The 26,093-nt window shown below is 56.4% G+C and carries 16 protein-coding genes; 9 read left to right on the forward strand and 7 right to left on the reverse strand.

Going from position 1 to position 26,093, the window contains the following annotated elements; translation table 11 throughout:
* Positions 1 to 9: 9 nt before the first annotated feature.
* The 3 genes from NHH03_RS09595 to NHH03_RS09605 are packed head-to-tail and all read right to left on the reverse strand — an operon-like array spanning position 10 to position 7,194.
* Positions 10 to 1,173, reverse strand: coding sequence for an ATP-binding protein (locus NHH03_RS09595; protein WP_253155640.1), 1,164 nt, complete (start codon positions 1,171 to 1,173; stop codon positions 10 to 12).
* A 7-nt stretch (positions 1,174 to 1,180) separates the two neighbouring features.
* Positions 1,181 to 6,298 carry a DNA-binding protein gene (locus tag NHH03_RS09600; protein ID WP_253155641.1) on the reverse strand — a complete coding sequence of 1,706 codons (5,118 nt, stop codon included), beginning with the start codon at positions 6,296 to 6,298 and terminating at the stop codon, positions 1,181 to 1,183.
* Positions 6,295 to 7,194, reverse strand: coding sequence for a DUF4132 domain-containing protein (locus NHH03_RS09605; RefSeq protein WP_253155643.1), 900 nt, complete (start codon positions 7,192 to 7,194; stop codon positions 6,295 to 6,297). The genes NHH03_RS09600 and NHH03_RS09605 overlap by 4 nt, the downstream gene beginning before the upstream one ends.
* Positions 7,195 to 7,550: 356 nt before the next feature.
* Here NHH03_RS09605 and NHH03_RS09610 point away from each other — a divergent pair, with 356 nt between their 5' ends.
* The 4 genes from NHH03_RS09610 to NHH03_RS09625 all read left to right on the forward strand — a co-directional run bounded on the left by NHH03_RS09610 (position 7,551) and on the right by NHH03_RS09625 (position 15,218).
* The gene (locus tag NHH03_RS09610) at positions 7,551 to 8,645 is read left to right on the forward strand and encodes a hypothetical protein (RefSeq protein ID WP_253155644.1); all 1,095 of its coding nucleotides are present in this window, start codon (positions 7,551 to 7,553) and stop codon (positions 8,643 to 8,645) included.
* Entirely contained in the window at positions 8,638 to 12,093 is a 3,456-nt protein-coding gene (locus tag NHH03_RS09615; RefSeq protein ID WP_253155646.1) for a hypothetical protein, read from the forward strand. The genes NHH03_RS09610 and NHH03_RS09615 overlap by 8 nt, the downstream gene beginning before the upstream one ends.
* 90 nt (positions 12,094 to 12,183) lie before the next feature.
* The gene (locus NHH03_RS09620; RefSeq protein ID WP_253155647.1) at positions 12,184 to 12,819 is read left to right on the forward strand and encodes a sigma-70 family RNA polymerase sigma factor; all 636 of its coding nucleotides are present in this window, start codon (positions 12,184 to 12,186) and stop codon (positions 12,817 to 12,819) included.
* Positions 12,816 to 15,218, forward strand: coding sequence for a serine/threonine-protein kinase (locus NHH03_RS09625; protein WP_253155649.1), 2,403 nt, complete (start codon positions 12,816 to 12,818; stop codon positions 15,216 to 15,218). Before NHH03_RS09620 ends, NHH03_RS09625 begins: the two co-directional genes overlap by 4 nt.
* A gap of 282 nt (positions 15,219 to 15,500) precedes the next feature.
* On the opposite strand, the gene NHH03_RS09630 is transcribed toward NHH03_RS09625, so the two are convergent.
* From NHH03_RS09630 to NHH03_RS09640, 3 genes are read right to left on the reverse strand one after another with little or no spacing between them, the layout of a single operon-like run.
* Positions 15,501 to 16,181, reverse strand: a complete 681-nt coding sequence (locus tag NHH03_RS09630) for a DUF4956 domain-containing protein (protein ID WP_253155651.1) — start codon at positions 16,179 to 16,181, stop codon at positions 15,501 to 15,503.
* The gene (locus NHH03_RS09635; RefSeq protein WP_253155653.1) at positions 16,174 to 16,956 is read right to left on the reverse strand and encodes a polyphosphate polymerase domain-containing protein; all 783 of its coding nucleotides are present in this window, start codon (positions 16,954 to 16,956) and stop codon (positions 16,174 to 16,176) included. The genes NHH03_RS09630 and NHH03_RS09635 overlap by 8 nt, the downstream gene beginning before the upstream one ends.
* 32 nt (positions 16,957 to 16,988) lie before the next feature.
* Entirely contained in the window at positions 16,989 to 18,806 is a 1,818-nt protein-coding gene (locus NHH03_RS09640; protein ID WP_253155655.1) for a CotH kinase family protein, read from the reverse strand.
* 268 nt (positions 18,807 to 19,074) lie between these two features.
* On the opposite strand from NHH03_RS09640, the gene NHH03_RS09645 reads away from it, so the two are divergent.
* Together NHH03_RS09645 and NHH03_RS09650 are read left to right on the forward strand one after the other, a co-directional pair.
* Positions 19,075 to 20,541, forward strand: coding sequence for a TolC family protein (locus NHH03_RS09645; RefSeq protein WP_253155657.1), 1,467 nt, complete (start codon positions 19,075 to 19,077; stop codon positions 20,539 to 20,541).
* A 3-nt stretch (positions 20,542 to 20,544) separates the two neighbouring features.
* A complete protein-coding gene (locus tag NHH03_RS09650) occupies positions 20,545 to 22,011 on the forward strand; it encodes a copper oxidase (RefSeq protein ID WP_253155659.1) in 1,467 nt (488 codons plus the stop codon).
* A gap of 41 nt (positions 22,012 to 22,052) precedes the next feature.
* Here NHH03_RS09650 and NHH03_RS09655 read toward each other — a convergent pair whose 3' ends face one another.
* A complete protein-coding gene (locus NHH03_RS09655; protein WP_253155661.1) occupies positions 22,053 to 22,802 on the reverse strand; it encodes an SDR family oxidoreductase in 750 nt (249 codons plus the stop codon).
* Positions 22,803 to 23,102: 300 nt separating this feature from the next.
* Here NHH03_RS09655 and NHH03_RS09660 point away from each other — a divergent pair, with 300 nt between their 5' ends.
* The 3 genes from NHH03_RS09660 to NHH03_RS09670 all read left to right on the forward strand — a co-directional run bounded on the left by NHH03_RS09660 (position 23,103) and on the right by NHH03_RS09670 (position 26,092).
* Positions 23,103 to 24,428: a Gfo/Idh/MocA family protein gene (locus NHH03_RS09660; RefSeq protein ID WP_253155662.1), complete on the forward strand. Its 1,326-nt coding sequence runs from the start codon at positions 23,103 to 23,105 to the stop codon at positions 24,426 to 24,428.
* 152 nt (positions 24,429 to 24,580) lie between these two features.
* Positions 24,581 to 25,147: a YceI family protein gene (locus NHH03_RS09665; protein ID WP_253155664.1), complete on the forward strand. Its 567-nt coding sequence runs from the start codon at positions 24,581 to 24,583 to the stop codon at positions 25,145 to 25,147.
* A gap of 45 nt (positions 25,148 to 25,192) precedes the next feature.
* The gene (locus NHH03_RS09670) at positions 25,193 to 26,092 is read left to right on the forward strand and encodes a hypothetical protein (protein WP_253155665.1); all 900 of its coding nucleotides are present in this window, start codon (positions 25,193 to 25,195) and stop codon (positions 26,090 to 26,092) included.
* The last annotated feature ends 1 nt before the right edge of the window (position 26,093 follow it).

Raw genomic sequence — 26,093 nt, forward strand, 5'->3', positions numbered from 1 at the left:
GATCGCGTGTTACGCATCCTCCAGCACGCCGCGCGCCTCGGCCAGGCGTTTCCACAATTGGCCACCGGACTTGGCACGGCGTTGAACGGGGCCGTCCCAGTAAGTTAACAATCGCTCACGGTCTTTTTCGTCATCCTTCAACACGACGCCTAACAAGTGTCCCGGCATTCTGGAAACTGGATCAAACCCGGAGGGAAAGAACACGCTTTCTCGCATGATGGCGGTGGCCACCGCGACGGCTTCAGCGGTGCTCATCACCGTGCTCGGACGATTGACCTGCCAACCTTCGTCGGTGCGACCGCTGCGCAGATCACGAAACACGGTCACCAACAGTTCGACCAACGCTTGATCGATCGCCTGATCACCCCCTGTTTCACTTAGCATCGTTGCCGCTCGCGAGGCGACGAGTTGGCATTCACGCTGGGCGTCGGAGATCGGAGCGATGGTTTCAAAATTGAAGCGGCGTTTCAACGCGGCGGACATTTCGGAAACACCCCGGTCGCGTAGGTTGGCTGTGGCAACCAAGGAAAAACCCGGTGCCGCAAACAGGCTGGAATCTTCATCGTCCAATTCCGGAATCATCATCCGGCGTTCGCTGAGAATCGAGATCAGAGCGTCCTGAACCTCCGGCAGGCAGCGAGTGATTTCTTCGAATCGAACGATGCTGCCCCTGCGCATCGCTTGCATCACCGGCGAGGGCACCAGGGCCAGGGGCGTCGGGCCGCGATCGAGCAGCATCGCATAGTTCCAGCCATAACGAATTTGGTCTTCAGTTGTCCCGGCGGTCCCTTGAACTGCCAACCCGCCCGATCCGCTGATGGCCGCGGCCAATAGTTCGCCGAGCATCGATTTGGCCGTGCCCGGTTCGCCGACTAACATCAATCCCCGCTCACCGGCCAGGGTGACAACGCAACGTTGAACGATGTCACGAGGTCCGACGAATTTTTCACTGATCACCAATGCATCCGATTTTCTTGCACCGACTTTTTCGCCATCGCTGCCACAGATGAAATCGACGACCGACGTCGGCGACAGTTTCCATCCCTCCGGTCGCGCCGCAGTATCTGCTTCGCGCATGACCGCTAGTTCGTCGGCGTAACGCAGTTCCGCTGGCGGGGATTGCACCTTGGGCGTTGTCGCAGCCGCAGAGGGACGGACGTTTTTCTTTGCCATTTGCGATTTAAGTTTGGAGAGATTCTTCGTAGCGTGGAGCGTCGCCCGACTGGGTGCGATCCCAAGCTAACCGAAACTGATTGGGCAGCGGGCGTGAACAAACCAACAACGCGGCATTGCCGCCGCGTAATCGGTCGGTGTTTTGGTATCCCAACTGCGCCAGTTTCCATGATTCAACCGGCAGATTGGGTAGTTTCAGTGCTTCCCATCCACCTGGCAGGAACAACTCGCGTCCGGCGCGACTGCGTTTGGCTGTGACGACCAGATCGGTGGCAGCCAAGGTCGCGACAGCGGATTTCAGTTCTGCGGGTTTCCAGTGGTTCCACCGTTGGAGGTTCTTGTTTGTCGGATCCGGTAGCGCGAGAAGTTGTAGATAGAGTGTCGCTGCAGACTGATCGAGCTTCCATTTTTTGCTGACTTCGTCTACCAAGTCAGGGACGCTGCAGCGTGGGTCTTGTTCCCAAACGCCATCGGCCAGCTGATCGCCTGAGTTGGAATGAATCAATTGATCGGCGATATCAGATCGCATTTCCAAAACGAACCGAGCGAAATCGACTTGGTCGGCTCCGTCGCCTTCGTAGTTGAATGTCAATCGCGCCGCCGCGGACAGTAATTCCAGTTCCTGTGTCGTATGAAGTTTCGACGTGCGGAACGCAAGCTGACAGATCGGTGGATAGAGCGCGCCCAGCACTAGACCGCCGTCAAATGTGTAGTGGCCTTCTTTTTGCTGATTGCAGGGTGCAATCAACTTGCTGAATTGATCGACGACGGCGGCCGTGTCAATCGACTTGTTGCCGTACCAGTCGCGCATCGTCCAGGGCGCACCGAACTCTAATTTGGACACCGGGTCATCGATCCACTGACGCGCCGATTCGATCACGGCGGGAATTTGTCGCCGCGCCGGATCACCAAAGGGCAACGAATAATTCACCCAGCCCAATGCATCGAGCAACTGGGGCAAGATGGATCCCAAATTGGTCGGTGGCTCGGGATCCTGAATGAGATTCAGCGCGTGCTGTTGATGGCGATCAGGATTTTGCACGTATCCAAATGTCAGCTCGCGCGATTCAAACACTCGCGACGCGACGGGGTCGGACAACAAACTCAGAAAGGTTTTCCGGTCGAACTGGGGGTAGCCGCCACCAATGTGTTCTAGTTGTGCGGCGCACTCCGGCGGCAACGCGACGGACGATTGTCGGCGTTTTTGCCAAGCCGCAATCATGCGCTCAAAAGCGGCATCAATGCGTTGGCCGATCGCGCCGTCAGGATCGTCCCGTAACCCGGTTGCGAGCAGCGATAACGGCAGCGCTTCGCCGTCGAGCCCGGAGATCGCGGTTTTGATTTCGTTGACCTTCCATCCGTAGTGTCCCCGCAGTTCCTTGGTTAATTTCTCTTGACCATATCGCGCGGTTCGCAAATTAGACATCCATGCCAACCCGACTTGAACCGGCGAAGCGCCAAGTTTTTCAGCGGCTTTGGCTAACAATTCCCCATCGACCAATGGCAGAGTTTCCAGACGGCGAACAGCATCGACGAAGGTTTGGACTTGTTTGGAGTTCCACGTGCGTTGCAGTTCGACTGCATCGATGATGTTGTAGGGTTTGGGGGGCTTGGGTTTTCCGTTGGGTGAATACTCCAGCACGTGGATCTGTTCGACACGGTAGCCGCCGAAGGGATAGGCGACATAGCGATTTTTGCCATCGACAAACGCAATCGGTTTCTCTCGATCGGGCGCGTACGGTTTGTTTTTTGCCAAGGCCGCATCGCTTTCGCTGAACGGTTGGGCGATGTAATAAACCAATTTGCCGTCCCAGTCCAAGATTCCGGATTCGGCCAAATAGGCCAGCCCTTTCAGCCCCCAGGAATCTTCGAACCGATGATGCACTGGCTGGTCCTGGTTTTCTGCCACATCCGCTCCGTTGGTGGATTGTTTCCAGAACCAATTCCAGGCGGCGGTGCAGGTGTCATCGACGGCGGAAATCCAATCCGGTTGACCTTTGTGAAGTTTATCGACGGTGCCGGTTTGCAAAAATTGGATCACCGCTTCGACATGAATGCTCGGTGCGCTGTTGTTGCCATACCGATAGATGTCGGCGCGACTGTCACCGAACCAGGAAAGGGCCAAGTTGCTGACGCCGGCGGCGGACGGGCCAAACGACGGTTTTTGTTTGCCTTCGTTTTTTTGTTCATCCGTTTTCGGAGGTTCGGAAAGCCGCTGAATCTTGGCATTCAACGAGGCCTGTTCGGCTGCTGTCATGGCGATCAGTTTGCTGACCCCTTTGGCCAATCGCTCGGGAGCCTTTGGTAACCATTTCGCGACTGCTTGGGAAACGGCATCGCGATCCGGGTCGGTCTCGGATTCTTCTTTTTTCTTGCGCAGGGCTTGGTGTTGACGATCACCTGCATCCAACAACGCCGCGGCTTGCTTGGCAGTGGTGCTGCGCAGTTTGGTGGACGACGTCAGGCAACGCAGGGAAAACAGATGAAAGAATTCGACCGGCAGTGCTTTGGGTTGCCCCAGGCAGTAGCGGGTTTTGTCACCAGGCAGCAGTGCCAATGCGATCCCGGTGTCTTGGTCCAGAACCGTTCCGTCGGCGGTGAGGATCCAGTACGAATCCGTTGCCGGACGGTTGATCATCGCGACAGGCAATCGGGGTTCGGTGAATCCGTGCGGGTCGGGCTGCAAGGTGCAGGTTCTTCCGTCGATGCCCAAGCCGACAACACTGCCGTCACGTTTGCCGATCACCCGCCAGCCGACCATGCCATTGGCAATTCCCAGCGGAGAATCATCAAGTGTTGCCGGTGCCGGCATCAGTCTGCAATGCGTCCAGTGGATCTTGTCGCTTGATGACAACTGATCTTCAAACCACGGCGGGATGCTTTCACGCTGTTTTTTTCCGGTGACCGGATCGATTTCGACCAACTTTGGCGCTGTTGATGCGTCCTCGAAATTTAGATAGGTGTAGGGGGAGAAGACGTTCTGATTGAGATTCCAAAACCGGTCTCCGTCGCTGAACCAGACGCGGGCTTCGGGGATTTTGCTGTCGCCGGGTTTGACCAGGCGGGTGCCAAAGAAGACACCGTCTTGCAGCGGCATCCAAGCGGACATCTGGCGATTCCAATAGTTGTATTCAGCCGGAAAGATTTGGTCGGGATCACTCAGCCAACAAATCTTTGACGCATAGGTGGTGACATCACGGAAGCCCACCAAGACATCGTTTTGAACTTGGCGGACGGATTCCGCGCGTTTGGTTTTGTCAAAGACGAATTCACCGACAACGTTGGATCCCTGTGCCCCGATGACTTCGATGGTTCCTCCGCGAGCGATTGTGATCGTGGGAAAGGATTCATCAATCAGCGTTTCGTCTTGGTTCTTTTTGATGCTGACGAGCGCTTGCACATCATCGGCTTGGTCCAACGCGTCCCAGCCGTATTCATCGATCACACCGGCGATCAGCGTTCGCTGCAGTGCGGCAGCAAAACTGACTTTTTTCAATCGCTCCATGACCACCGGGAACTCTTGGATCGTCGCCCGACCGATCGCCGTCCGCAAAACATTCAAGGCGACTTCGACGTCGGCTAGTCCACCCTTTTCCAGCTGAGAAAGTTGTTGGTCCAGGAATTGCCACCAGATATCTTTGATCGCGTCGTGTCCGGTAGCGGCTTTGTCAAATCGTTGTGTGTCCGCGCCGTGCGTACGGAAATAACGGCGGGACCCGCGTTGTTCGCCACAGATCAGTGAGGGAATCGATTCGCGAACGATCCCCGCGAATCGTTGGTCATCCAAAACGTGTTTCAACGACGAATTGCGACGCGTGTGGTCGGGATTGGTTTGCAACCAGCCGGAAAACCCGATGCCGGCATTGGCCGGAAGTTCCGCAACCGGAATCCCAAGGTCCAAACAGGCTTCCAGGACGTCCACGTCGGCCGGCTTGGATGCGTACCCGCGCTGCGTGCCCAAGTTGAGTGGTTGGGCTTCTTCGCGAAGCGCAGCAGCGGCCGATTCGAGGAGTTCGAAAAAGCGTTTCTTTGGCGGGACACCGGCCGATGCAAGCCGGCTGAACCATCCCGCTCGCCCGCCAGGAATCTGGACATCGCTGGGCAGTTCGGCGACCGGTTTGGCCAACAGCGGCAGTACTTTCCACCGATCGAGTTGATCCAGCCAATCCCAGGCGGGGCTGTTGTTGTAATAGTCGTCGTCACAATTGGTATGCACCAGCAACCACAGTCCGAACGAATCAGATTGTTGAACTAAATGTGAGACACGTTTGCTGACGGATTTCCAAAACAGTTTTGGCGCACGCGCCATCGCCGGGGAGGAAATGATCTCGGTCAACAACGCGTCGGTTTCCGCGTCAGGATCTTTGCCAGCCAGCTTGGCCAACCGCACCAAGTCTTTGGCGGCGGATGCCATCGGTGGCATGCCGCCGAGTGTGCGGCGGACCAATAAGTCGCGGAAGGTTTCAAACGCCTCGGCCGGTTCAAATTGTTGTTCGAGATCTTTGGTGTATTCGCCCAAGGCTTTCCCAGACAGGCAACCGCTGAGCGCGAATTCCAAAACCGCGTCGCGACGGCGAGTGCGATCGACATCCAACGCATGCACCCGTTCGGCCTCCAAGGCTTTGCCCAATCCACGTCCGGCATAGCTGTGATTGCCCAGGTCTTTATAGATCCTCGCGGCCTCCTCCCAGAACGGTGGCAAGAAGTGGCGAACGGAACGGTTCAGTTCCTCAGCCATCTCTGTCAGCGCGTCCCAGGCATGTCCCGGTTTCGATTTTGCTTTTCGCGCCGCTGCCTTGATCCGCTTGACCAACACCAACGCATCTTTGGCATTTTCGGGATGGGTGATGAGTGCCCAGCTGGCAAAGCCCATTGCGCGACGGCTTTGGATCGCAATCGGCTTGCTTTCACCGGCTGGTTCCAGTCCCAAGAACTCCATCGCCAAATCTTCGGCCGGCCCCAGTCGTTCTGCGCCCAGGCGAACCACCTTTCTGTCCCCCAGCGCCGCTCCGCCATAGGTCCGGGCAACGACTTTCTCAGTGCTCTTGGGGTCGACCTTTGTGCCGATCGGCAGCATTCCACCGGCGGCAAGTTGCGACTCGACTGCCTTGTTCGTCTTGCTCATTGATCTTGCTCCGATGAATCAATCTTTCGCTTGGCATAGATGGCTGATGCCATGCGCACGCCTTCGCTGTAGGTGACCGGGCCGACTTCGCCGAGTTTTAGAGGAACTTGGTTTTCGTCGACGAAAATCAGATGCCCGGTCCAAGTCGCCGATTCCGGATAGTCGTCGCCGACGAAATAGCGGGCTTCGATCATCTGATTGTTTTCCCAAACACGGCAAGTCGCATAGCCACCGCGTACCGGATAGCCCAACCGTCTGCAGAGCGCGGTTGCAAAATTGAGTTGTTCGAAATGGCCGCCCGAGTAGTCGGCCAGATGATTCGACGTCGATTGAGACTCATCGGCTTGATGGACCGAACGGTACAGCTGATCGATCGTCTGTTTGATCCCAAGGTCACCGGCCAGTTCTCGCAGTTCATCCAAGTCGCCGATTAAAATGGGATGCGGAACGCCGAAGGATGCTGTCTTGATCCACTGCGTTTCACCATCCAAATCGATCACGCCTAATCCGCGTTTGCGGTCGACGTCACGCAGCAGACCTGATTTTTCAAGGTTGAATTTGCCACGGGTGTCGGCGGGAACGACCACCATGTTCTGAAGACAGGATTGCCAATCGGGGTCGATCCAGATTTCAAACAGCACCTCACGCGGGATCGCCAACGATCGCAGCATCCAACGCTCGACGCTATGCCGGCACTCGGATTGATGTTCGGCCAACCAATCCGCCAACGCCAACAACGACTCCGCCGCCTCGCTCTGCTTCAGCCACTTTGGCACCGAAGCAAGCGTTTTACCCTTCGGATTTTGGCAGACCAGTTTTCCGTCCTGGAGTGCTAACTTGTACTCTCGCTCGGCATCCAACCAAGCCTGATCTTGCTGAGCAATCGCTGACATCATGTTTCTCTCGGAAAAGTTCGAACCGCCGACGAGAGTCAGATTGTTGCATAATGGAGTTCACGCGTGGGCGACACGAGTGGGTTGCGCAGGTCGATCACCGTTTCAGGAAAACACGATCCGCTTGGTAATTGTGAGCAACTGATTTTTTTGGCGCTATTTTTCAGGTTTGCAAAACAAATCCACGCATCTAGCTGCTCTACAGGGTGTCCGCCAAAAATTGACTTGCATGACCGGCTGCTGTACTATTGCGGTGGTGCACCTGTTCTGGCCCGGATGGTTCATCACATTGACATCGATCGACGCAAATTCATCGTTGGTAAAGCAACGAGAAATCGTGAGCCAGCGCCCAGCGGCTGATGAATAATCCGGGCTTGGAACATTCAAGTGATTCAGTCACAGCGACGGAGAATGATGTGATGATTCGATTCTTCTGTAGTTTCTTGATGATGGCAGTGATGGCTGGCATCGCGCTCTGCGACGAACCGTTTGCGAAGCTGGTGGCGGATGATTCGGATCGATTGACGGGGCAAGTCACGATTGAGGGTCGCGAATTGGCGATGCAACTGGTCGATCGAGATCAGGATGGCGACTACCGGGGCAGTGCCGATCGATTGATGATCGATTTGGACGGCGACGGACGCTTTCATCCTTTACGTGAGTTGTATGCCGCGCATCGCCCGCTGCGACTGCGTGGGTTCGACGCGGCGGAACACTACGAGTTGCTGTTATTGGAAAACCCCTGGCGGGCTCGGTTGATCCCGATTCAAGGGATGGGCGCTGTCAAAGCCCAATTGCAGGTGCTGCGAGATGACGCGGTGATTTCAAAACTGGAAGCGACCTTGGTGTCGCAAAGTGGAATCCATCGTATCATCGAATCGTTGAACGAACCGATTGAAATCCCCGTCGGCAGCTATCGTTTGGAGGATGTTTTGGTCGAAGCCGGTGACGGCCGGTATTGGTCGATTGGGTTCAGTAACTTCGACAGTAGACTGGCGTATTCGATTGAGGTGACCGCGGATCAAATCACACCGTGTGAATTGCTGGGGCCCTTGAAGCTGGATGCAAAATTCAGCGGCGGCGCGTATCTAAAAGGCAAGCTGACGGTGCAGCCGCGGTTCGTCAGTGAGACGGGACTGACGCTGGTGCGTTGCCGGGTCGGCCAGCGAGAGCCGAGTGACGAGAGTCGATTGACGGCGTCGCTCGTGGATCTTGCCAATTCCGAAGAAGTGATCGATCGACGCAATTCGGGTTTTGCCTGTGGGTCCTTGTGTCCGGTCGCCTTTGAAGCCCATCAAGCAATTGATCCGCAAATGAATGTCGCGTTGCGCTTTGATATCGGTCCGCTCGGTGGCGTGATCCGTCATGTGGCTCCGGTGCGGTTGCCAGGTTACGAACGAATGGGAAATGCGGACGACTTATTGGAATTGACCAAAAGGACAAAAGATGAATAGTTCGGTTAGGCACCGCGGTTTGGCGGCACTGACGTTGATGTTTTGGATGGTCGCTCAGGCCGCATCAGCAGTCGCCGAGGTCGACTCCGGCAATTCCACGGTGGTGACTGTGCGTGTGGTCGATGAATCGGGGCAATCCATTAGCGACGCGGCGGTCAGTTTGGTGGGGTTGGTGGCACGAGCCGATGTCGGCATGTGGCATCAGACACCGGGCACTCTCGCGGTGCCAGCGGAGAACAGTGGTGACTACCAGGTTGCGATCGATCGCAGCCACGAACAATTCTTGCACCATGACCGCGTGCTATTGATTGTCGCATCACCGCAACGTGGAATGATCGCCCGCGAAGTTTTGCAGACACGCTTGCGTTGTGGCGTGCCGATCGAGATCGAACTTGACAAACATCCAGCGACTAAAATCCAGGTGGTGGACGATCAGGGGGAACCGGTTGTCGGTGTACAGCTTGCACCAGCGGTATGGGGCAGCACTGCGATACCCAAATTTGAGGGGATGCCGGGGGCGGCTGCCACCGACGACCAGGGAACGACGACCGCGACTTGGGTTGGCAATGCACCGCTGACCATGGTCTACGCATGGGGCGAATCAATCGGGTACCAGCGATTGCCGATCACTCGCAGCGATGAGGGGGAACTGAGTGTCGTGACGATTCCGACCCGAGAAACCGAGGGACGCTGGACCGCGGAAACCGAACCGGCAGCCGATTCGGATTTTTTCAAAACAGAGATCACGGTTGTTTCGTCACCGCTGGAACTCACTTTCACTCAAGGTGCCAAGCAATCGTACAGCTGGGGAACCACACGACAGCGAACCGATGGCACGCTGGAACCGATCCGAATCGCCTGGGGGCAATTGGTTTGTAATTCACAGATGCCCAACAGCGTCTCGTTGACAACCAAACATCAGCTCAGTTCCGTTCGTGCGATCGATGATGTCCAACCCTATGTCATTGAGTGGATCGATGGCATTCGTGTCCGCGGACAAATCGTGGACGAGCAAACCGGTGATCCGTTATCCGGTGTCGCCATTTTGCAGTTCTCCTTTTCTCACGGTGATGCCATCACCGGTGATGACGGAACATTTCAATTGTGGTGTGCGCCGGGCGAGCGGATCAGCTATTTTCCATCGGACTACTTGGGACGGCACATCAAGGCCGGTGGATTTTATCTGTACCCCCAGGAGTTGCCGACCGATGGCAAACTGCAACTGGAACCCCAGCCGTTGCAACGCTGTTCGGCAGCGATCGGAAAAGTCATCGATCACCAGGGGGATCCGGTTGCCGCGGCAGAGATCGATTGTGAATACAAAGATGAACGTTTTACAAAGACGCAAACGTTGTTCAGTGACGCCGACGGCACCTTTCCGTTTCTCGGCGTGCTAGAAAATGCAGCGGTGCAATTGACCGCACGCACTGGCCGAGCGATGACGGAGCAGCCTGAATCGGTGCAGTTGTCTGCCGAGGCCGAGGTGGAGCTAGCAATCAAGCCACGCCACGGTGTCGCGATTCGTGGTCGTGTCGTGACAGTCGACGGTCGTCCGATCAATCACGTCAGTGTGACCGTCCGCACGCCCCAGGTCTTTCAACAGGAACTTTACAATGGACGCGATTCAACCGCGGCGGATCTGTTCGACGCCGACGTGTCGATTGTCACCGATGACGATGGCATCTTTGTCTCGCCAGATGTGATCGATTGGCAACGCGAGGTGTCCGTCGAACTGCAGGCGGCGGGCTATCGCACCGCGGCCACCTACTGGCGAGACGCATCGGTCGCTGGGAAAGGCGAAACCGATTTGGATTTGGGGACGATCACGATGTATCCGCAATGGAAAACCGTCGATCAAAACATTCAAGTGATTGATGCGGATTCAAAACAGCCACTCGCGAATGCAAAAATCGCTTGCCGCGGCGCGTATGTCGAACACCAACGTCAACACAGCGATGCTGACGGCCAGGCTCGTTTTTCCATACCCGACAGCACCGCGGTGTTTGCGATTCATCAGGACGGATACCATCCGGCAGTCTTGGTGCGGCAGGCCGGTGAAATGCTTGGTCCGATCGAGTTGAAAGCGTCGAATGCGGGGCCGCTTTCGCCACCGCTGATAGCCACCGAATCGGAAAGCCGGCAAGTCGACGCGGCTGGTTTGGCCGGCCGGCTATTACAACGGTTTTCGAAACCGGGGCCAACCGACACCGTTCACCGGATTTCAAGCTACTACCGTGCACTTTCGATCGCAGATTTTGAAACCGCACTGGGCGAACTCACGGTGCTGGCGGAGTCGCCTAATCTGAAATCCACCGTCGGTATGTTGTTGACACAGATGGACTGGTTGGACGCCGCGCAGAGGAAGCGTGTGTTCCCGTTGCTCGGTGATGACGCTTCTTTCTACCATTCGATGACACTGGCTGATCGGTCGGTCGAGTCAGAGGAACGTCTTGAATTGCTCGGTGAGGCGTTGGTGTTGGCGCGCCAGCAGACCGGCGACAACGCGTTGGCCTCGATGGGGCGATTGGCGTCCAAATTATTGGAGCTCGGTGAAACCGAGATGGCGAAAGAACTCTTGAGCGATGCCTACACCGATCATCCAAAGTTGGCTGAAATATTATCGGCCGGCGAGCGTAAGAAGGATGCTGGTGTGGCTCGCGTATTTTTGCCGGTCTATGCCGTGGTCGATCCCCAGCGAGCATCGGAGTTGATTCGATTGACGGCCTATGCCGATGAGATCGATCGATTGCAAACTTTGGCGGTTCGCTTTGCCACTGAATACGGTGATCAGTCACCACAGTCATTGTGCAAACAATTGGGTTTGGATCAATTGTCCTCGCGTGGGATGACCGGTGGTCACATGCAACTGAAACATCGCGACGCACAGCGAGGTTTGGCTTTGGCTGAGCTTTGTGACGATGGATTGGGCAAGGCCGATTTCTTGTTTGAACTGGCCAAGACGTCCGACGCGGATCTGGCGACGAAGAAAAAACTGGCTCGCCAGGCGCTGAAGATCATGCAGCAGCCCGTTGACGGAGCGATGATCCTGCAGCCACGGCATTGGCTGGCCGAGCGGATCGGCGACGTCGCCAAGTGGGATGTTGCATTGGCAGAAGAGTACCTGTTTGCATCGATTTGGGTGGAAAACTCGTCCAGTCGCATCACACCATTTTTTCCTACTGCGACATTGGCCATCTTGCTTGCTCCGGTCAATCAGCAATTGGCCAAGGCGCTCGTCGAGCCCTGTTTTGAGGATTGGTCTTGGCTGTTTGCCGACCGGGATCAGTCGGTCATGTTTGCCCAAGCATTGCCACTGCATGCGGCCGCGGCGATCGATCCCGATTGGACCGTGGGTTTGATCGACAATTTGTTCGACAATCATCTGCATGAGAATGAGTCACGGAAGTTGTTGATTGTTTCAGGGATCGTGACCTCGTTGGTCGATTGATACAGCGGCGGAAGAATCTCGTTAAAATTGTTGTTTTCCGCGGCGGTGGGGATCCCCTGCCGGCAACAGTTGCCATGAGATGAAATCGTTTTGGAATTAAATTCACCAACGGATCCAGACCAGTCGCCGAGTCGGATGGAGCGACTGATCGATGCTGCGCGGGGGGGAGATGCCGATGCGCTCGGCGAATTGTTGTCGAACTATCGCAAATACGTGGTCTTTTTGGCCCGCAGCCAGTGGCATCACCATCTGCAGGGCAAAGCGGATCCGTCGGACCTTGCTCAGGAAGTTTTTCTGGCGGCGCATGGAAACATCGCCGATTTTCGCGGCCAAACCGCCGAGGAATTTGCCGGTTGGTTGCGAGGCATTTTGTCGAACATCCTGGCAATGCATGTGCGGAAGTTTTTGGGGACTCAGAAACGGGATCCACGACTGGAACGGCAGCTGAATCAAAGTCTGTCCAATGCGACAGGTTTTCTGCAGTCGCAGATCGCCGGCGACGCGACATCGCCAAGCCAGCACTTTGCCCGTCACGAGGCCTTTCTGCAGTTGGCTGATGCGCTTGAAGCACTGCCTGAAGATTACCGCCGCGTGATCGTGCTGCGTCACGTCGATGGGCTGCCGTTTTCCGAAGTGGCAAAACAAATGGATCGCAGTGTTGACAGCGTTGAAAAGCTGTGGGTGCGAGGCTTGAGCAAATTGAAACAGACGATGGGTGCAAAATGAACCAATTGGACGACACTCATGATGGTCGTGTGATCGCCGCGGTGAAGTACTACATGCAGTTGCAGGAGGAGGGGAATGCTCCGTCGACGGAATCATTCTTGCAGCAATACACCGAGATTGCGGACAAGCTGCGGCCGGCGCTCGAAGGATTGATGATGGTCCATCGCGCTGCCGATCCCAAACCGGCAGGTTTGATTGCACCGGATGCGGAGTTCATGGCCAAACCGATCGGCGATTTTCAAATCGTCGGTGAACTCGGCCGCGGCGGAATGGGCGTGGTTTACGAAGCGATCCAGCTTTCGCTTGGGCGCCACGTGGCGTTGAAGGTATTGCCAATGGCGAGCGGGTTGGATGAAATCCGTTTGCAGCGATTCCGAAACGAAGCACATGCCGCGGCTGCATTGCATCATACGAACATTGTGCCTGTTTACGCGGTGGGCAGCGATCGTGGGATTCATTACTACGCGATGCAGTTGATCGACGGCAGCACACTGGCCGATTTGATCGCAACGATGTTGGATGCCCAATCGGGGGCCGGATCGGCCGCCAACAGCGCGGGCGGCGAGAAGTCGTCGAAATCGGGGCCGCAGAACGATACGATCGCACGGCATTCGACACTACTGAGCGATGGGACGGCGAGCCGCGGTCGCTACTACCGTTCGGTGGTGAAGATGGTTCAGCAGGCTGCCATGGCGATCGAACACGCGCACCAGTACGGCGTCGTTCATCGAGACATTAAACCGGCGAACTTGTTGCTGGATTCCAGCGGCAAGATCTGGGTCACGGACTTTGGATTGGCACAGGTCCAAGCCGACCAGACTCAGTTGACTCGCACCGGTGACCCGATGGGAACGCTGCGTTACATGAGCCCGGAACAGGCCGCCGGGCGTCGTGATCAACTGGATCATCGCACCGACATTTATTCCCTTGGTGTGACGCTGTATGAATTGTTGACTTTGCAGCCGGCCATCGACGGCGACGGCTATCGTGAAATGCTAAACAAGGTCGCGTTGTATGATCCGCCCGCGCCGAGGTCGATCGATCCTCAACTGCCGACCGAACTCGACACAATCGTCCGCAAAGCGATCGCAAAAACCCCCTCTGAACGCTACAGCAGTGCCGGGGCGCTGGCCGACGATTTGCAGGCCTGGATCGATGACAAACCGATCGCCGCCAAGCCGCCATCGTTGTTGGAACGCCTGGCCAAATGGCGACGCCGCAACAGTGGACTGGTGGCTGTTGCCAGCGGATTGTTGTTGTTGGTAACACTCGGTTTGTTGGCCACCACGTTGGTGATTTGGAATGAACAGCGACACACCGCCCAGGCACTCGGTCGCGAGATGCAGCAACGCATCCAAGCCCAACGGAGTTTTGACCAAGCCCTCTCGGCAGTCGATACGTTCAGCAATCTCAGCGAAAGTGAATTGGCCTATCATCCGGATCTGCAAGATTTACGACGTAGTTTTTTGGAAACGTCGTTGGCGTTCTACAAGGATTTCTTGAATGACCGCGCTGATGATCCGGCATTGGCTCAGGAACTCTCAGCGAGCTCGGCAAGAGTGCAGCAAATGGTGGACGAGTTGCAGGTGCTGGATAATATTGCACCGCTGTTGCAGCTGAATCAGCGGAGCGTTCAAGACGAGCTGGGGATCGACGATCAGTTGGCCTATCAGATTGAACAAGGTGTTGACCAGTTCCGCGACCAGCGAGAGTCCTTGGCCAATCGCTACGTTGGCGGACTCGCCGGCGAAAATGATCAGATGTCTGAGTTGGTCAACGATTTTGATGCGTTCATCAGCGACAAACTCTCAGACCAACAGCTCAACCGATTGCGCCAAATCTCGCGTCAGCGGCGGTTGCCATTCACGTTTAAGACTTCCGAGGTGGTTGCGGCGCTGGGTTTAACACGTCAGCAACGTGATGAAATTAATCGCATCATCGAACAGACGCGTCCGAACCCCGGCGGCAGACCCGATGGACCGGATGATTTTAGGGACGGTCCACGGGGTGATCGCCCAGGGGAATTTCGCCGACGGCCGCCGCCGGGCGACGGCCCGCCGTCGGGTAGGGTGCCAGAGGGGCCGCGACCACCGGAATTTTTCGACGGCCGCCGCCCGCCCGATGGGCCTTGGCGACCGGAATTTGGCGGTCGGCGTCCTCCGGACGGTCCAGGCCCCCGCGGATTTGACGATCGGGGATTTGACGATCGGGGCCCACCGGGTGGACCGCCGCAGCGAAGTCATGATGATCGCAGACCACCACTGCGAGAATCGGTGCGTTTAGCAGCAACGAAAATCACGGTGGCGGAGATCGTGAAAATTTTGACGCCTCAGCAGCGAGCCACCTGGAACGAGTTGATCGGCGAGCCATTCGATGATGACGCGGGCGGATCGCGTTGACCCTTTGCTGTCACTGGCCTCTGCGAGGCCGGTCGGTTGGAATTGCTGCGCCGGTTTCGTTCCGGCACGCTGAAGCGTGAACTCCAACGGTGACTGGCCAAGCCCCGCTGGTGTGGAGGATTTATCCGACTTGCTAACCGGTCGGATGAATCCTCCACACCAACACCAGCGAACTAACAGGGGGACACAGCCCATTGATGCTAACCGATCCGATCGCCAGTCCTGTGAGGCCGGCGGGTTTTACTAAAGCGTGGGATCGACGGAGCGATCCACGACACTGCGCTACAACACTTTGGTCGCCACCGATTCGACCATTGGAAGCGTGTTGATCGCGGCGATCAATTCGACGGGGTTGGTTTCCGGTTGTGGCCAGATGCGATAGACCAGTTCCATGGCTGCACCACGCCTAGTCGTCTCGGCCGAAATCAACTGAAACCGTTTGGAGAGTCGCTGCAGTTCTGGTTCCCATCCCCGATTGGCGCTCAATCCGACCTGCATCGTCAATCGCCAGTTATCGCTGCCGTCTGGCCCATCGGTTTCCGAGTCAAGCTGATCGACAGACGGTGAATTGATGTACGTTGCCAATGCCACCACCGCCATCCCGATTGCAGCGACCCAATACTGTCCAGCGCCGATCGCCATCCCGCCGACCACCGCAGCGAGTACAAATGCCACGTCGCGGGTCGCCGGTACGGCAGTGCGAAACCGCACGATCGACAACGCCCCAACCAAGCTGAACGCACGGGCGATGTTGTCGCCAATGATCTGGGTAGCCATCGCAATCAAGATGCTCATCAGCACCAGCGTCAGCGTCAACGTGTCCGGTGTTCCAGCAGGTTTCTTGCTGCGCGCAAGCAGGGCAACCAAATAGCCACAAAACCAGGCCAGCACCAGTCGCGTGGCTAACACCGGAACTGCGGGATGAACATCGGTGGTTGAAAAGGTAGTGAACCACTCAGGCATCGAGCGTGTACTCCGAAGCGTGTTGTTGTTGTGGCGCCGCTGCAATCGCTCGGTAGAGCGAATGGGGGATCTCTGGCACGATGTCGGTGGCAACCAACGCCGCCCGATATTTGGAAAACCCGGTGCCAGGGATCACGAACTGAGTGAGCAATTGTTTAAAAAGCGAGGGCATTTGATCGTGGAATTTCAGCTCCAGGACTTCATAGTGGCCGAATGAGACCGCGGGACATAAGGGGGCGCCAGATTCAGTTGCCACGTTCCAGCCGTCGATGGGCCTCGCTTTCATCTGGCTGTCGATGGTCAAACGCAAAGTTTCCTGTCCCACCACTCTGGTTCGCGCGAATCGGCGATAGGCAATTTGAATTGCCGGCAACAGGTGGCGTTCTGTGACCCGCTGCAGAAACCAATCGCCACACCAGGCGGGGTGCTCGGTATTCGGCGACGCTTGATCGGCCGTCCCAGCACTGATCGCGGTCAGCCGCGGGGTCAGATCGTCTGGCGAAACCGGTGTGCGATTTTTGCGCACGACCAGCTGTTTTTTGCGTTTGGTTTCCAGCCACAGCATGGCATCGTTTCCATACCGCCGGATACGGTGTTTCGAATTGCCGACCACACCGGTGCGATGAAATAAGTCCAGTTCGGGTGTGTCCAGGTACAGCGTGTTGATGTCATAGGAATCATCGGATTCACTGTTGCAGTGGGCATCGCTGTCGAGGTGCTCACGAGCCCAGGATTTGACCTGGGCCGACCGCTCGGCATCGAGCAAGAACTTCATTTCGATTCGTTGAAGGCTATTTTCTGACATTTTCACTTGGTGTGAGAGGTCGTGTATTCGAGCAAGAACTTTCCGCGGCCCTCGGCGAATTCACGCAGGTTCATTGCGCCATGGCCTCCACGTGTTGCCTGTTCTGGTTCACCGTCCCGTCCAGTGGATTCGGACGTTGCGTTGACGAATGCTTCATAGGAGCCCAGTTTGCGTGTTTCCGTTTTCACGACGTCGTCGACCAACGCGACCTGCGATGCGATAAACGGGCCGAGTGTTTTCCAGTCGAGCGAGTGGTCGGCAAGCTGTTGCAGATTGCGTAGGTATTGGTCACGGTATTGCGGCACTGCCAAAACTTTGCTGCGAAGCGGTTTACTGGCATCGTCAAGGCCGATCAATGGATCGAGTTCGAGGGGCGAATTCATAGCCGGTCGGCGGTTTGCATCGTCTGCATCTTGATTCCGCATGTCTGGGCGGCCTCTACCCGGACCACCCCGGCCTGGACCGCCCATTCCCGGGCCACCCGCACCGCGGAAGGCTTCGTTCATGTCGTGCGGAATGAAATGAAACTTGTCGTCGTTATCTAGGTAGATGCTGTAGTCACTTGCCCGGATCCAATAGCCGTCGGAATTAATCAGACCGTTGTCGAGGGCCAAAAACCAAAGCAATCCATCAACGTCGGCGATCGGTTCGAGCGCGGCAGGTAATTGCGCGGTTGGTGTTTCGTCCAGCACCCGACACAATTCAATGAGTTTGTCGAGCGATTTTTCGTCACCCGATTTCTGTTCGTAGGGATGGCCGTATTGAGCTGGGTCATCACCCCGGTAGTCCAAACCGCCTCCACCACGCGGTGACCCGCTGACTTTCCAGCGAGCGCCTTTGCCCGAACCGTAGTTCTCTTTCAAGAAGTCTTTGTTGAACTGTTGGACGTTGGTGTACAGGCCCCAGTTTTCGCCATTGATGACAACACGAACAAAGTTGGCTTTGGGTGCCGGGATGTACTGGCGTGCAACCTGTGAGTACAGCACCGTGCTAAGCATCGATGCGTCTCCACTGCCATTTAGCAGGTTCAACGTCTTGTATCCGAGCAACCGTTGTTTTTCATCGGCCATGTCGACCGACAGATTGAGTGAGCGTTTGTAGCCGGCCGGCACCATTCCATACGACGACATGCCGCGGAAATGGATTCCACAATTGGCCAAGGCGACTCCGTCGACCGTCACCGTGGCCGGAACATCCACATCGGAGCCATGAAAATCTTCTAGCTCTGATTCCCAGTCTTGATTTTCAAAATCGATAAAAATGGTTCGCAGTACCGTGGTGTCATACAGATCGTTGGACAGCGGTTGGACCGATGATTTTTCGATCTGAATTCCCGGTGTGGCTGCCGGGCGATCCGCTTCCGGACCACGTCCACCGGGACCGCGTCCGCCTGGACCACCGCGTCCACGTTGGCCGGGACCGCCTCTGCCGCCGGGGCCACGTTCCGCTCTACGATCTGTTTCGTCTGGTCGATCTGACTCAGGCTGCTGTCGATCAAAATCTTCCGGCGGAAATCCAGGTGGAGGACCGAATCCAGGCGGAGGTCCAAAACCCCGCGGCGGACCAAATCCAGGGGGCGGGCCAAATCCAGGACCGCCGGGTCCGCGATGGGGAGTCGGGTTTTGCTTGAGAAATTCGCGGGCTACTTTTCGCTCGTCATTTTCGAGCCAGCCATTTTGATTGGTGTCAAATTGATCCACCAATTTGCGCTCTTCACCATCCATTCCTGGCGGGCCGCCTCGGGGGGGCTGGGCGAGTGCGGAAGTGGACAACGCACAGAAGCTCAAGTAGATCGAAAAACGGATCGCTCGAAATGGCATCGATGGGCCTCGGGAACGGCAGGGAAAACAATTCGCTACAACACCTGTTTCCCTGGCGCGTCAAAACCGCCACAAAATTTTCAACCGACCTGACGATTTTGTTGCCCCGTTAAACTCGGCCGAGGCCGGACGAGCGGTCTTGGTTTGGGGGATTATTCAGGTTCAGAGCACGCAAAGGATACTGGATAGGGGTATCTAGTCGAATCATTCGGTACGTCGGTCAGAGGGACATTGGCTGAGGGCAGAATCGGAGGGAACCGGATCAACCATGTGTTTTCATCGCGCAGGACGTCACGCATTGATTGTGCTGACGCTGTTGAGCGTCCAGCCGTTGTGGAGCGGCGGCGGTTCTGCATGGGGTCAGTCCGCGTTGGTCCCGTCCGCCGCGACCGGAAGGCGATTTTTGCCACCACCGTCACCGCCTGCTGCTGCGGATGGTTGGGAGCAGCTCGATCCGAACACCGAGAGCGAGCCTGGGAATTCGGCGTCTGGCCTCACTGCGGCTATCGGGATGTCGTTGCAAGATGTCTTGACCCTGGCTGCGGAAAATAATCCGACACTTCGCCAAGCTCGACTGCAGGTTTCGGCTCAAACCGCCACCGCGCTGCAGGCCGGTCTGTACCCCAATCCGACACTGGCATACAGCGGCGAACAGATCGGTGTCGACACCGCCGGTGACACCGACACGGCGGGTGAGTTCCAGGGGATGATCCTGTCACAACGTTTTGTGACCGCCGGTAAATTGGGTCTCAGTCGTGAAAAATACTTGCGCCGCGCGCATGTTTCCGAGCACCTTGCGATCGCACAACAGTTTCGTGTCTGTAACGATGTTCGTATCCATTTCTATCGAACCCTGGCCGCTGGCCAGATCGTTGCGATTCGGCGGGAGTTGTTGGAGACTGCCGAAGACGCCGGTGTGACCGCCCGTGAGCTTTACAATCTGGGCCAGGCCTCGCGGCCCGATGTTCGTCGATCGAATATTTCACTGCAGCGCGCCCGGCTGGCAGTTTTAAAAAGCGAGAACCAGTACCGTGAATCCTTTCGCCAGCTGACAGCGATTGTGGGTGTGGATTTGTCGATCGAACCACTTCAAGGCCGACTGATGCCGGACCAACCGGCGGTCGGCTATGACGAAGCGTGGGGCAGGATTTTGGCGCAAAGCCCGGAATTGTTGGCAGCGCGGGCCAAGCTGGCTGCTGACCGTGTCACCGTGCAGCGCGAACAAGTTGAATGGGTGCCTGACATCGTGGCCGGCGGTGGAGCGGGTTACAATTTCGAAGCCAAGGAAACAACGGCGACAGCCGGTATCACGATCGAGCTTCCTGTTTTCGACCGCAACCAGGGCACGATTCGCCAGGCCCAAATGGATTTGCGCCGCCAGGAACAAGAGATTCGCCGCACCGAATTGGAACTACAGCAACGGTTGGCTGACGTTTATCAACGCTACCTGACGTCATTGCAAATGGTCACCGAGTATGAACGCGTCATCGTTCCGGAGTCCAGGCTTGCCTATCAAGAACTGTTGCAGAGCTACAAGGACAACCGAGTCGATTGGCCGAGCGTCTTGGAAGCGCAACACGATTACTTTGATGTCCGATTAACACAAATCGAACAGTTGCAGGAACTTCGGTCGCAAGAGGTTCTGGTTCGGGGCTTCTTGCTACACGGCGGCTTGATGGCGGCGCCCGGACCGACCCCCGTCGGCCACATCGATTCAGTGCCCAAACCAAGGTAAGTCATGAGCAAGTCGAACGAACGCCGTACGTTTTTGCAAACCGGATCGCTTGCCGCAGTCGGTTCGTTGCTGGGATCGATGTGGACATCCAACGCAACCGCCCAGCAAACCACCGGCGCGGCGGCGGAGCCGAGGACCACTCCAGCGGATGATCGCACGGATTATGACGGGTTCTCGCGTTTTAAACCGTCGCGGGGCAACGATCCTGATTCACCGTTCTATCTTGGCAAGACGGTTCCTGGATTCCGCAGTGTTGACGACGGTCCGGCGCCGTTTGTTGCGCCGGATTTGGACAAGCTGCCATGGAAAATGGTCAATGGGGCCAAGGAGTTTCAGCTGGTGCCGATGGCCGTCGAACGCGAGTTCTTGCCGGGCTACAAAATGAACGTCTACGGCTACAACGACAGCATGCCGGGACCGACGATCGAAGTCACTCAAGGCGATCGGGTGCGGATCGTGGTTACCAATCAGTTACCCGAGGACACGTTTGTCCATTGGCACGGGTTCGAGTTACCGGTTCAGTATGACGGTGCAGCGACATTGACCCAGAACCCGATCAAACCCGGTCAAACAATGGTTTTCGAGTTCGATATTCATGAGGAGGGCACGTTCTTTTATCACGCACACGTGCCGATGCAAGAATCGTTTGGCCAGGTCGGTTGGTTTATCGTGCATCCGCAGAAGGTCTTTGATCCACCGGTCGATCGCGATTTTGGGCTGATCTTCCAGAATTTCAGTATTCCACCGACTCATACGGTCAGCGATTCTTGGTCGATGGATTGGAACTGGCACACGATCAACGGCCGTAGCGGCCCGTTTACGACTCCGTTGGTGTGCAAGCATGGAGAACGCGTTCGGGTTCGGTTGTTGAACTTTGCGCCGATGCAACACCATCCCATTCATTTGCACGGGCATACGTTTTGGGTCACCGGGCACGAGGGTGCTCGGATACCCAAGAGCGCCTGGGTTCCGCGGAACAATGAACTTGTCGGTGTGGCCCAGGCATCGAGTTTCGAAATCATTGCCAACAATCCAGGGGACTGGATCTTTCATTGCCATATGGTTCACCACATGATGAATCACATGGTCCGCCAGGTGGGGCCGAGGATTCGTGCCAACGATTCGGTCGACCAATTCCTGGCCAACGTGGATCAGCGTCCAGCGATCGACGTCGTATCCGACCAGTCGATGGGGACGCCAGGGTATCCACAGAAGATGCAGGGGATGGAAATGTCGCCTGAGTTTATGAAGGTAATTTGGAATCGAAAAGAAGTTGCCGGCATGCGCGACAATTATCACATGTCCGTCAAAGGATTGATGACCGTGTTGCGCGTGCTGCCCGATGATCTTTATCACCGCGTGATGGAGGATCACCAGAACGTGGAAAAGGGAGCGATCTTTGCCGAGATCGTCAATCGGTTTGGTGATCCGGGAAGCTATGAACCGGCGCCCAAAATGGGCGGTATGTAGGCCGGTTCATAACAGCGGGTATATTGCCAGAACGATTAGCGTTACGCCGGGTTTTCCTGCATCTCGGCTTCGACGACGTTTTCGGCAAAGCTTTGGTACTGGCCGCCGATCTGTTTGGCCATCGAATCAGGCCAGACATGAAAGCGACCGTCTGCGATGGCGTCAAAAATTGCAGAGGCGACCAGCGACGGCGATTCGGCGACGTCGTCGAGCCCCGCATTATGTGCCATGTCCGTTTGGATCGGTCCCGGATGCACGCTGACCACTTGAGTGCTCTGATCGGCCAATGATTCACGCAGCCCTTGGGTGATGGAATAGCTGGCTGCTTTGGAAGCCGAGTAGGTGGCGATGTCGGCAAAGGTCTTGACCGACACCACACTGTTGAGTTGCACCAGGGCGCCGCCGCCATTTTTCTTCAGAACCGGCGCGAAGGCTTGAGCCATGCGCATCAAACCAAACACATTGATGTCGATCTCATACTGCAGTGACTCAATCGCATCGTCGCTGAGCGCGCTGGCCGTCTTCAACACGCCCGCATTATTGACGACCACATCGACGTCGGACGCTTGACCGGCCGCGGATTGGATTGTTGCCGGGTCCTCCAGATCCAGATGGACTGGAATCAGTTTGTCACCATATTGAACCACAAGCGGAGCGGCCGAATCGAGCTTGCGAACTGCCGCGTAAACTTTGGCTGCGCCGCGGTCGATCGCTTCCTGGACGATTGCCAATCCGATTCCGCGGTTGGCGCCGGTGACCAACACTGTCTTGCCTTTTACGTCAAATGCCATTGGATTGCTTCCCGGTTTTGAAAGGGTTGGGTGAATTGCGAAATCTCTCGCAGGGTGGCTCGGCGGGGAATACCATCAAGATTGTAGAACCTTACAAAGCCCCGTCGAAATGCCTCGTTCAAATGCCCCCCAGAACTGCGATTGCCGATCGGACGGTGGCTTGGCACCGTAGCTCGGCACCGTAGCTCGGCACAGAGGAAAGATTGAACGATCGGACTCGTTTTGTTGTATACACTGGACTGTTTGGCGGTGTTTAACTGTACCCCAGTCGGTGTTCCCCCTGCTTGACGAGCCACTTTTATGAATCGTATTCGTGCCAACCGAACGGTCACGCCTGGTCCCAGTCGACGAGAATTCCTGACTTCCACGGCTGCCGCTGCGACAGCGGTCTCGGTGCCCTATTTTGTGTCCTCCAAGGCGATGGGGGCGGGGGAGAGTGTGCCGCCATCGGAAAAAATCACCTTGGGTGTCGTTGGGATTGGACCACGTTGTACCTATGACATGAAGTCGATCTTGCAGTTGAATGATGTACAGTGTGTCGCCATTGCGGATGTGCAGCAGTCACGGCGTGATGCCGGAAAAAAACTGGTTGACGATCATTATGCGAGCCAGGACTGTGACCTTCATCGCGACTTTCGTGAATTGATCGCCCGCGATGACATTGATGCGGTGATCGTTGCCACCGGTGACCGCTGGCATGCCGCCGCTTCGATCATGGCCGCCGAAGCGGGCAAGGATGTCTACAGTGAGAAACCTTGCGGCATCACGATCGCCGATTGTCAAAACATCGCCCAAGTGTTTGATCGGACCGGTCGTATTTTCCAAGCGGGAACGCAGCGCCGCAGCGTCCCGAATTTCCAACAGGCGGTCCAATTGGCTCGCAGTGGCGGGTTGGGGAAAATCGAAACGCTGCACGCCACTGTGTACATTCCTTCGCTGCGAAACGAATGGCTGCCGGCTCAACCAACGCCGGACAAAGCAGTGTGTGATTGGAACATGTGGTTGGGGCCGGCACCCTGGCGCCCCTACAACGAACAATATGTCCAAGGCCGCTGGCGCGACCAATACGATTTTGATAGTGGTGCAAGGTTGCTGGACTGGGGCGCGCACACGGTTGATTTGTGCCAGTGGGCCAATGATTCCGACGACAGCATACCGGTGACCTATGAGCCGTCGTCAGAGAATATCGTTTGCACCTACGCCAATGGCGTCAAACTGGTGATCGATTTTTTGAGCGATCCGTTTGGTGACCGTGGGCCGCGTTGGATCACACGTTTGGGGACTTGTCCGGTGCGATTCGTTGGTGACGAAGGATCGGTGGAAACCGGTGACGAAGGCGAAATCGTGGCCAGTTCGAAAGCGTTGCAAGCCAAACTTGGCAATGTCAATCGGGTGCGTGGATTGGACGTGTCGGCACATGCCCGAAATTTCTTTGATTGTGTCAAAAATCGTCAGCAAACGGTCTGCAATCCAACGGTGATGCGGCGATCACATATCGCTTGTCATGCCGCGGCCCTCTCCTGGATGCTGAATCGATCGCTGACCATTGATCCGAAAACCGAGCGTTTTGTCGACGACGAGGAAGCCAATCGACTCTGTTCTCGAGCGACTCGTGATTGGGCCTAACCTATAATTTTGAACTGGAATCGGCGGTTGCAGCCGACCGCTGGCTATTCCAGCAAATGTCTCTTTCCCTTCTGCTTCTTCACTCCATTGAAAGTGTAATGATGAAAGTTTTTGCTCCGACCTTGGCTCTTTGCTCGATGATTCTTTGCTCAATGGCCGTACCCTGTTTCGGCCAAGCAACCGCGACCACCAGCCAACTAAAACCCGTTCCTTTGAATTCCGGTGTTGCCACGCTCGCACCGGCCAATTCACGAATCGACTTTGTCGGCACCCACGAAGGGGATAAACCTGATCCGCGGAAAGGTGGTTTCGAAAAGTTTTCTGGCAAAGCCAGCGTGGGTGACGATGGGGCGTTGGAATCCGTGGCGTTTGAAATCGAAACCGGTTCGTTGTGGACCGAAATTGACAAGCTGACCGCACACCTGAAGAGTCCTGATTTCTTCGGCGTCCGTGAAAACCCCAAGGCTTCCTTTCGTTCGACCGCGGTCGCCGCCGGCAAAGCGGACGGAGAAGTGGTGATCACCGGTGAGTTCACTCTGTTGGGAAATACCCAGCAGATCAAAGTCCCGGCGACGGTTCAGACCACTCCCGAAGGATTGACGCTGGTCAGTGATTTCAAAATTGATCGCACCAAGTTCGGCATGAACTATGGGCAAGGCAAGGTCACCAACGAGGTGCAGTTGATCGTTACGATCGGCAAAGCGACGAAGTCCAAATAGGCTTTCGTCACTTCATCTATCCAGCCCCTTTTTTGAGAGCCTTACGTGTTTTCGATTCAGGACATTTTGTACGGCGGGTTGGTTCCGGCCGTTGTTGCAGCGGCGGTCGTTTTGGTGGCATTTTGGGTGCTGCCGCATTCTCTCGCGCGGCGGTACTCCGCTGCGGCCGCGTTGGCTTTGGGACTGTTTGCCGGATACGAATTGCTTGACCTGGGCCCTTGGTTGGCCGAGACACATTGGCACTGGCTGCCCTATGCCGTGTTGGCCGCTGCGGTGGCTGGCCCGGTTGCCTGTGCCGAGGGAGTCTGGTTATTCGAGCGTCCGTTGTTGTATTTGGTGGTCGCAATTGGCGCCGGTTGGTTCTTGGTGCCCGATTGGGAAGACCTGCAGCCATCGAGAACTTCGTATTGGATCGGATTGTCGATCTACCTGGTCGTCTTGACCGGTTTGATGGAACCGTTAGCCGTTCGATTCAAAGGACCGCTGTTGCCGGCGGTGATGTGGTTGACCATGACGGCGGCCGCGGTTGTCCTGGCACTCAGTGGCAGCATGCGGTTTGCACAGATTGGAATTGCGGCCGCATTCGCATTGTTTGCGATCGCTGTGGTCGGCGGCTGGTTGGCAGACCGATTCGTCGTGACCGGGGGCGTGTTTGCCTTTGCCATGGCGGCGGTTGGATTGTTGATGATCGGCCGTGTCAATTCCTTCAGCGATGTACCAATGGTTTCTTACGCGATAGTGCCCGCCGCACCGCTGGCCCTGTGGTTGACGGTCGCGGGGCCTCTGTCGCGATTGACCGGGGCCAAGGCGTTGGCGGTTCGGATCGCATTGCCGCTGTTGGTGCTGGTGATTGCCGTCGCAATTGCAGTGGTTGCTGAATCGGGCAGCAGTGACGAATATGCGTCCAGTGGGAATGTCCTGATGTACGCTAAATGCTCCGTTTGAA

The organism is Stieleria tagensis, assembly GCF_024129865.1.
Lineage (GTDB): Bacteria > Planctomycetota > Planctomycetia > Pirellulales > Pirellulaceae > Stieleria > Stieleria tagensis.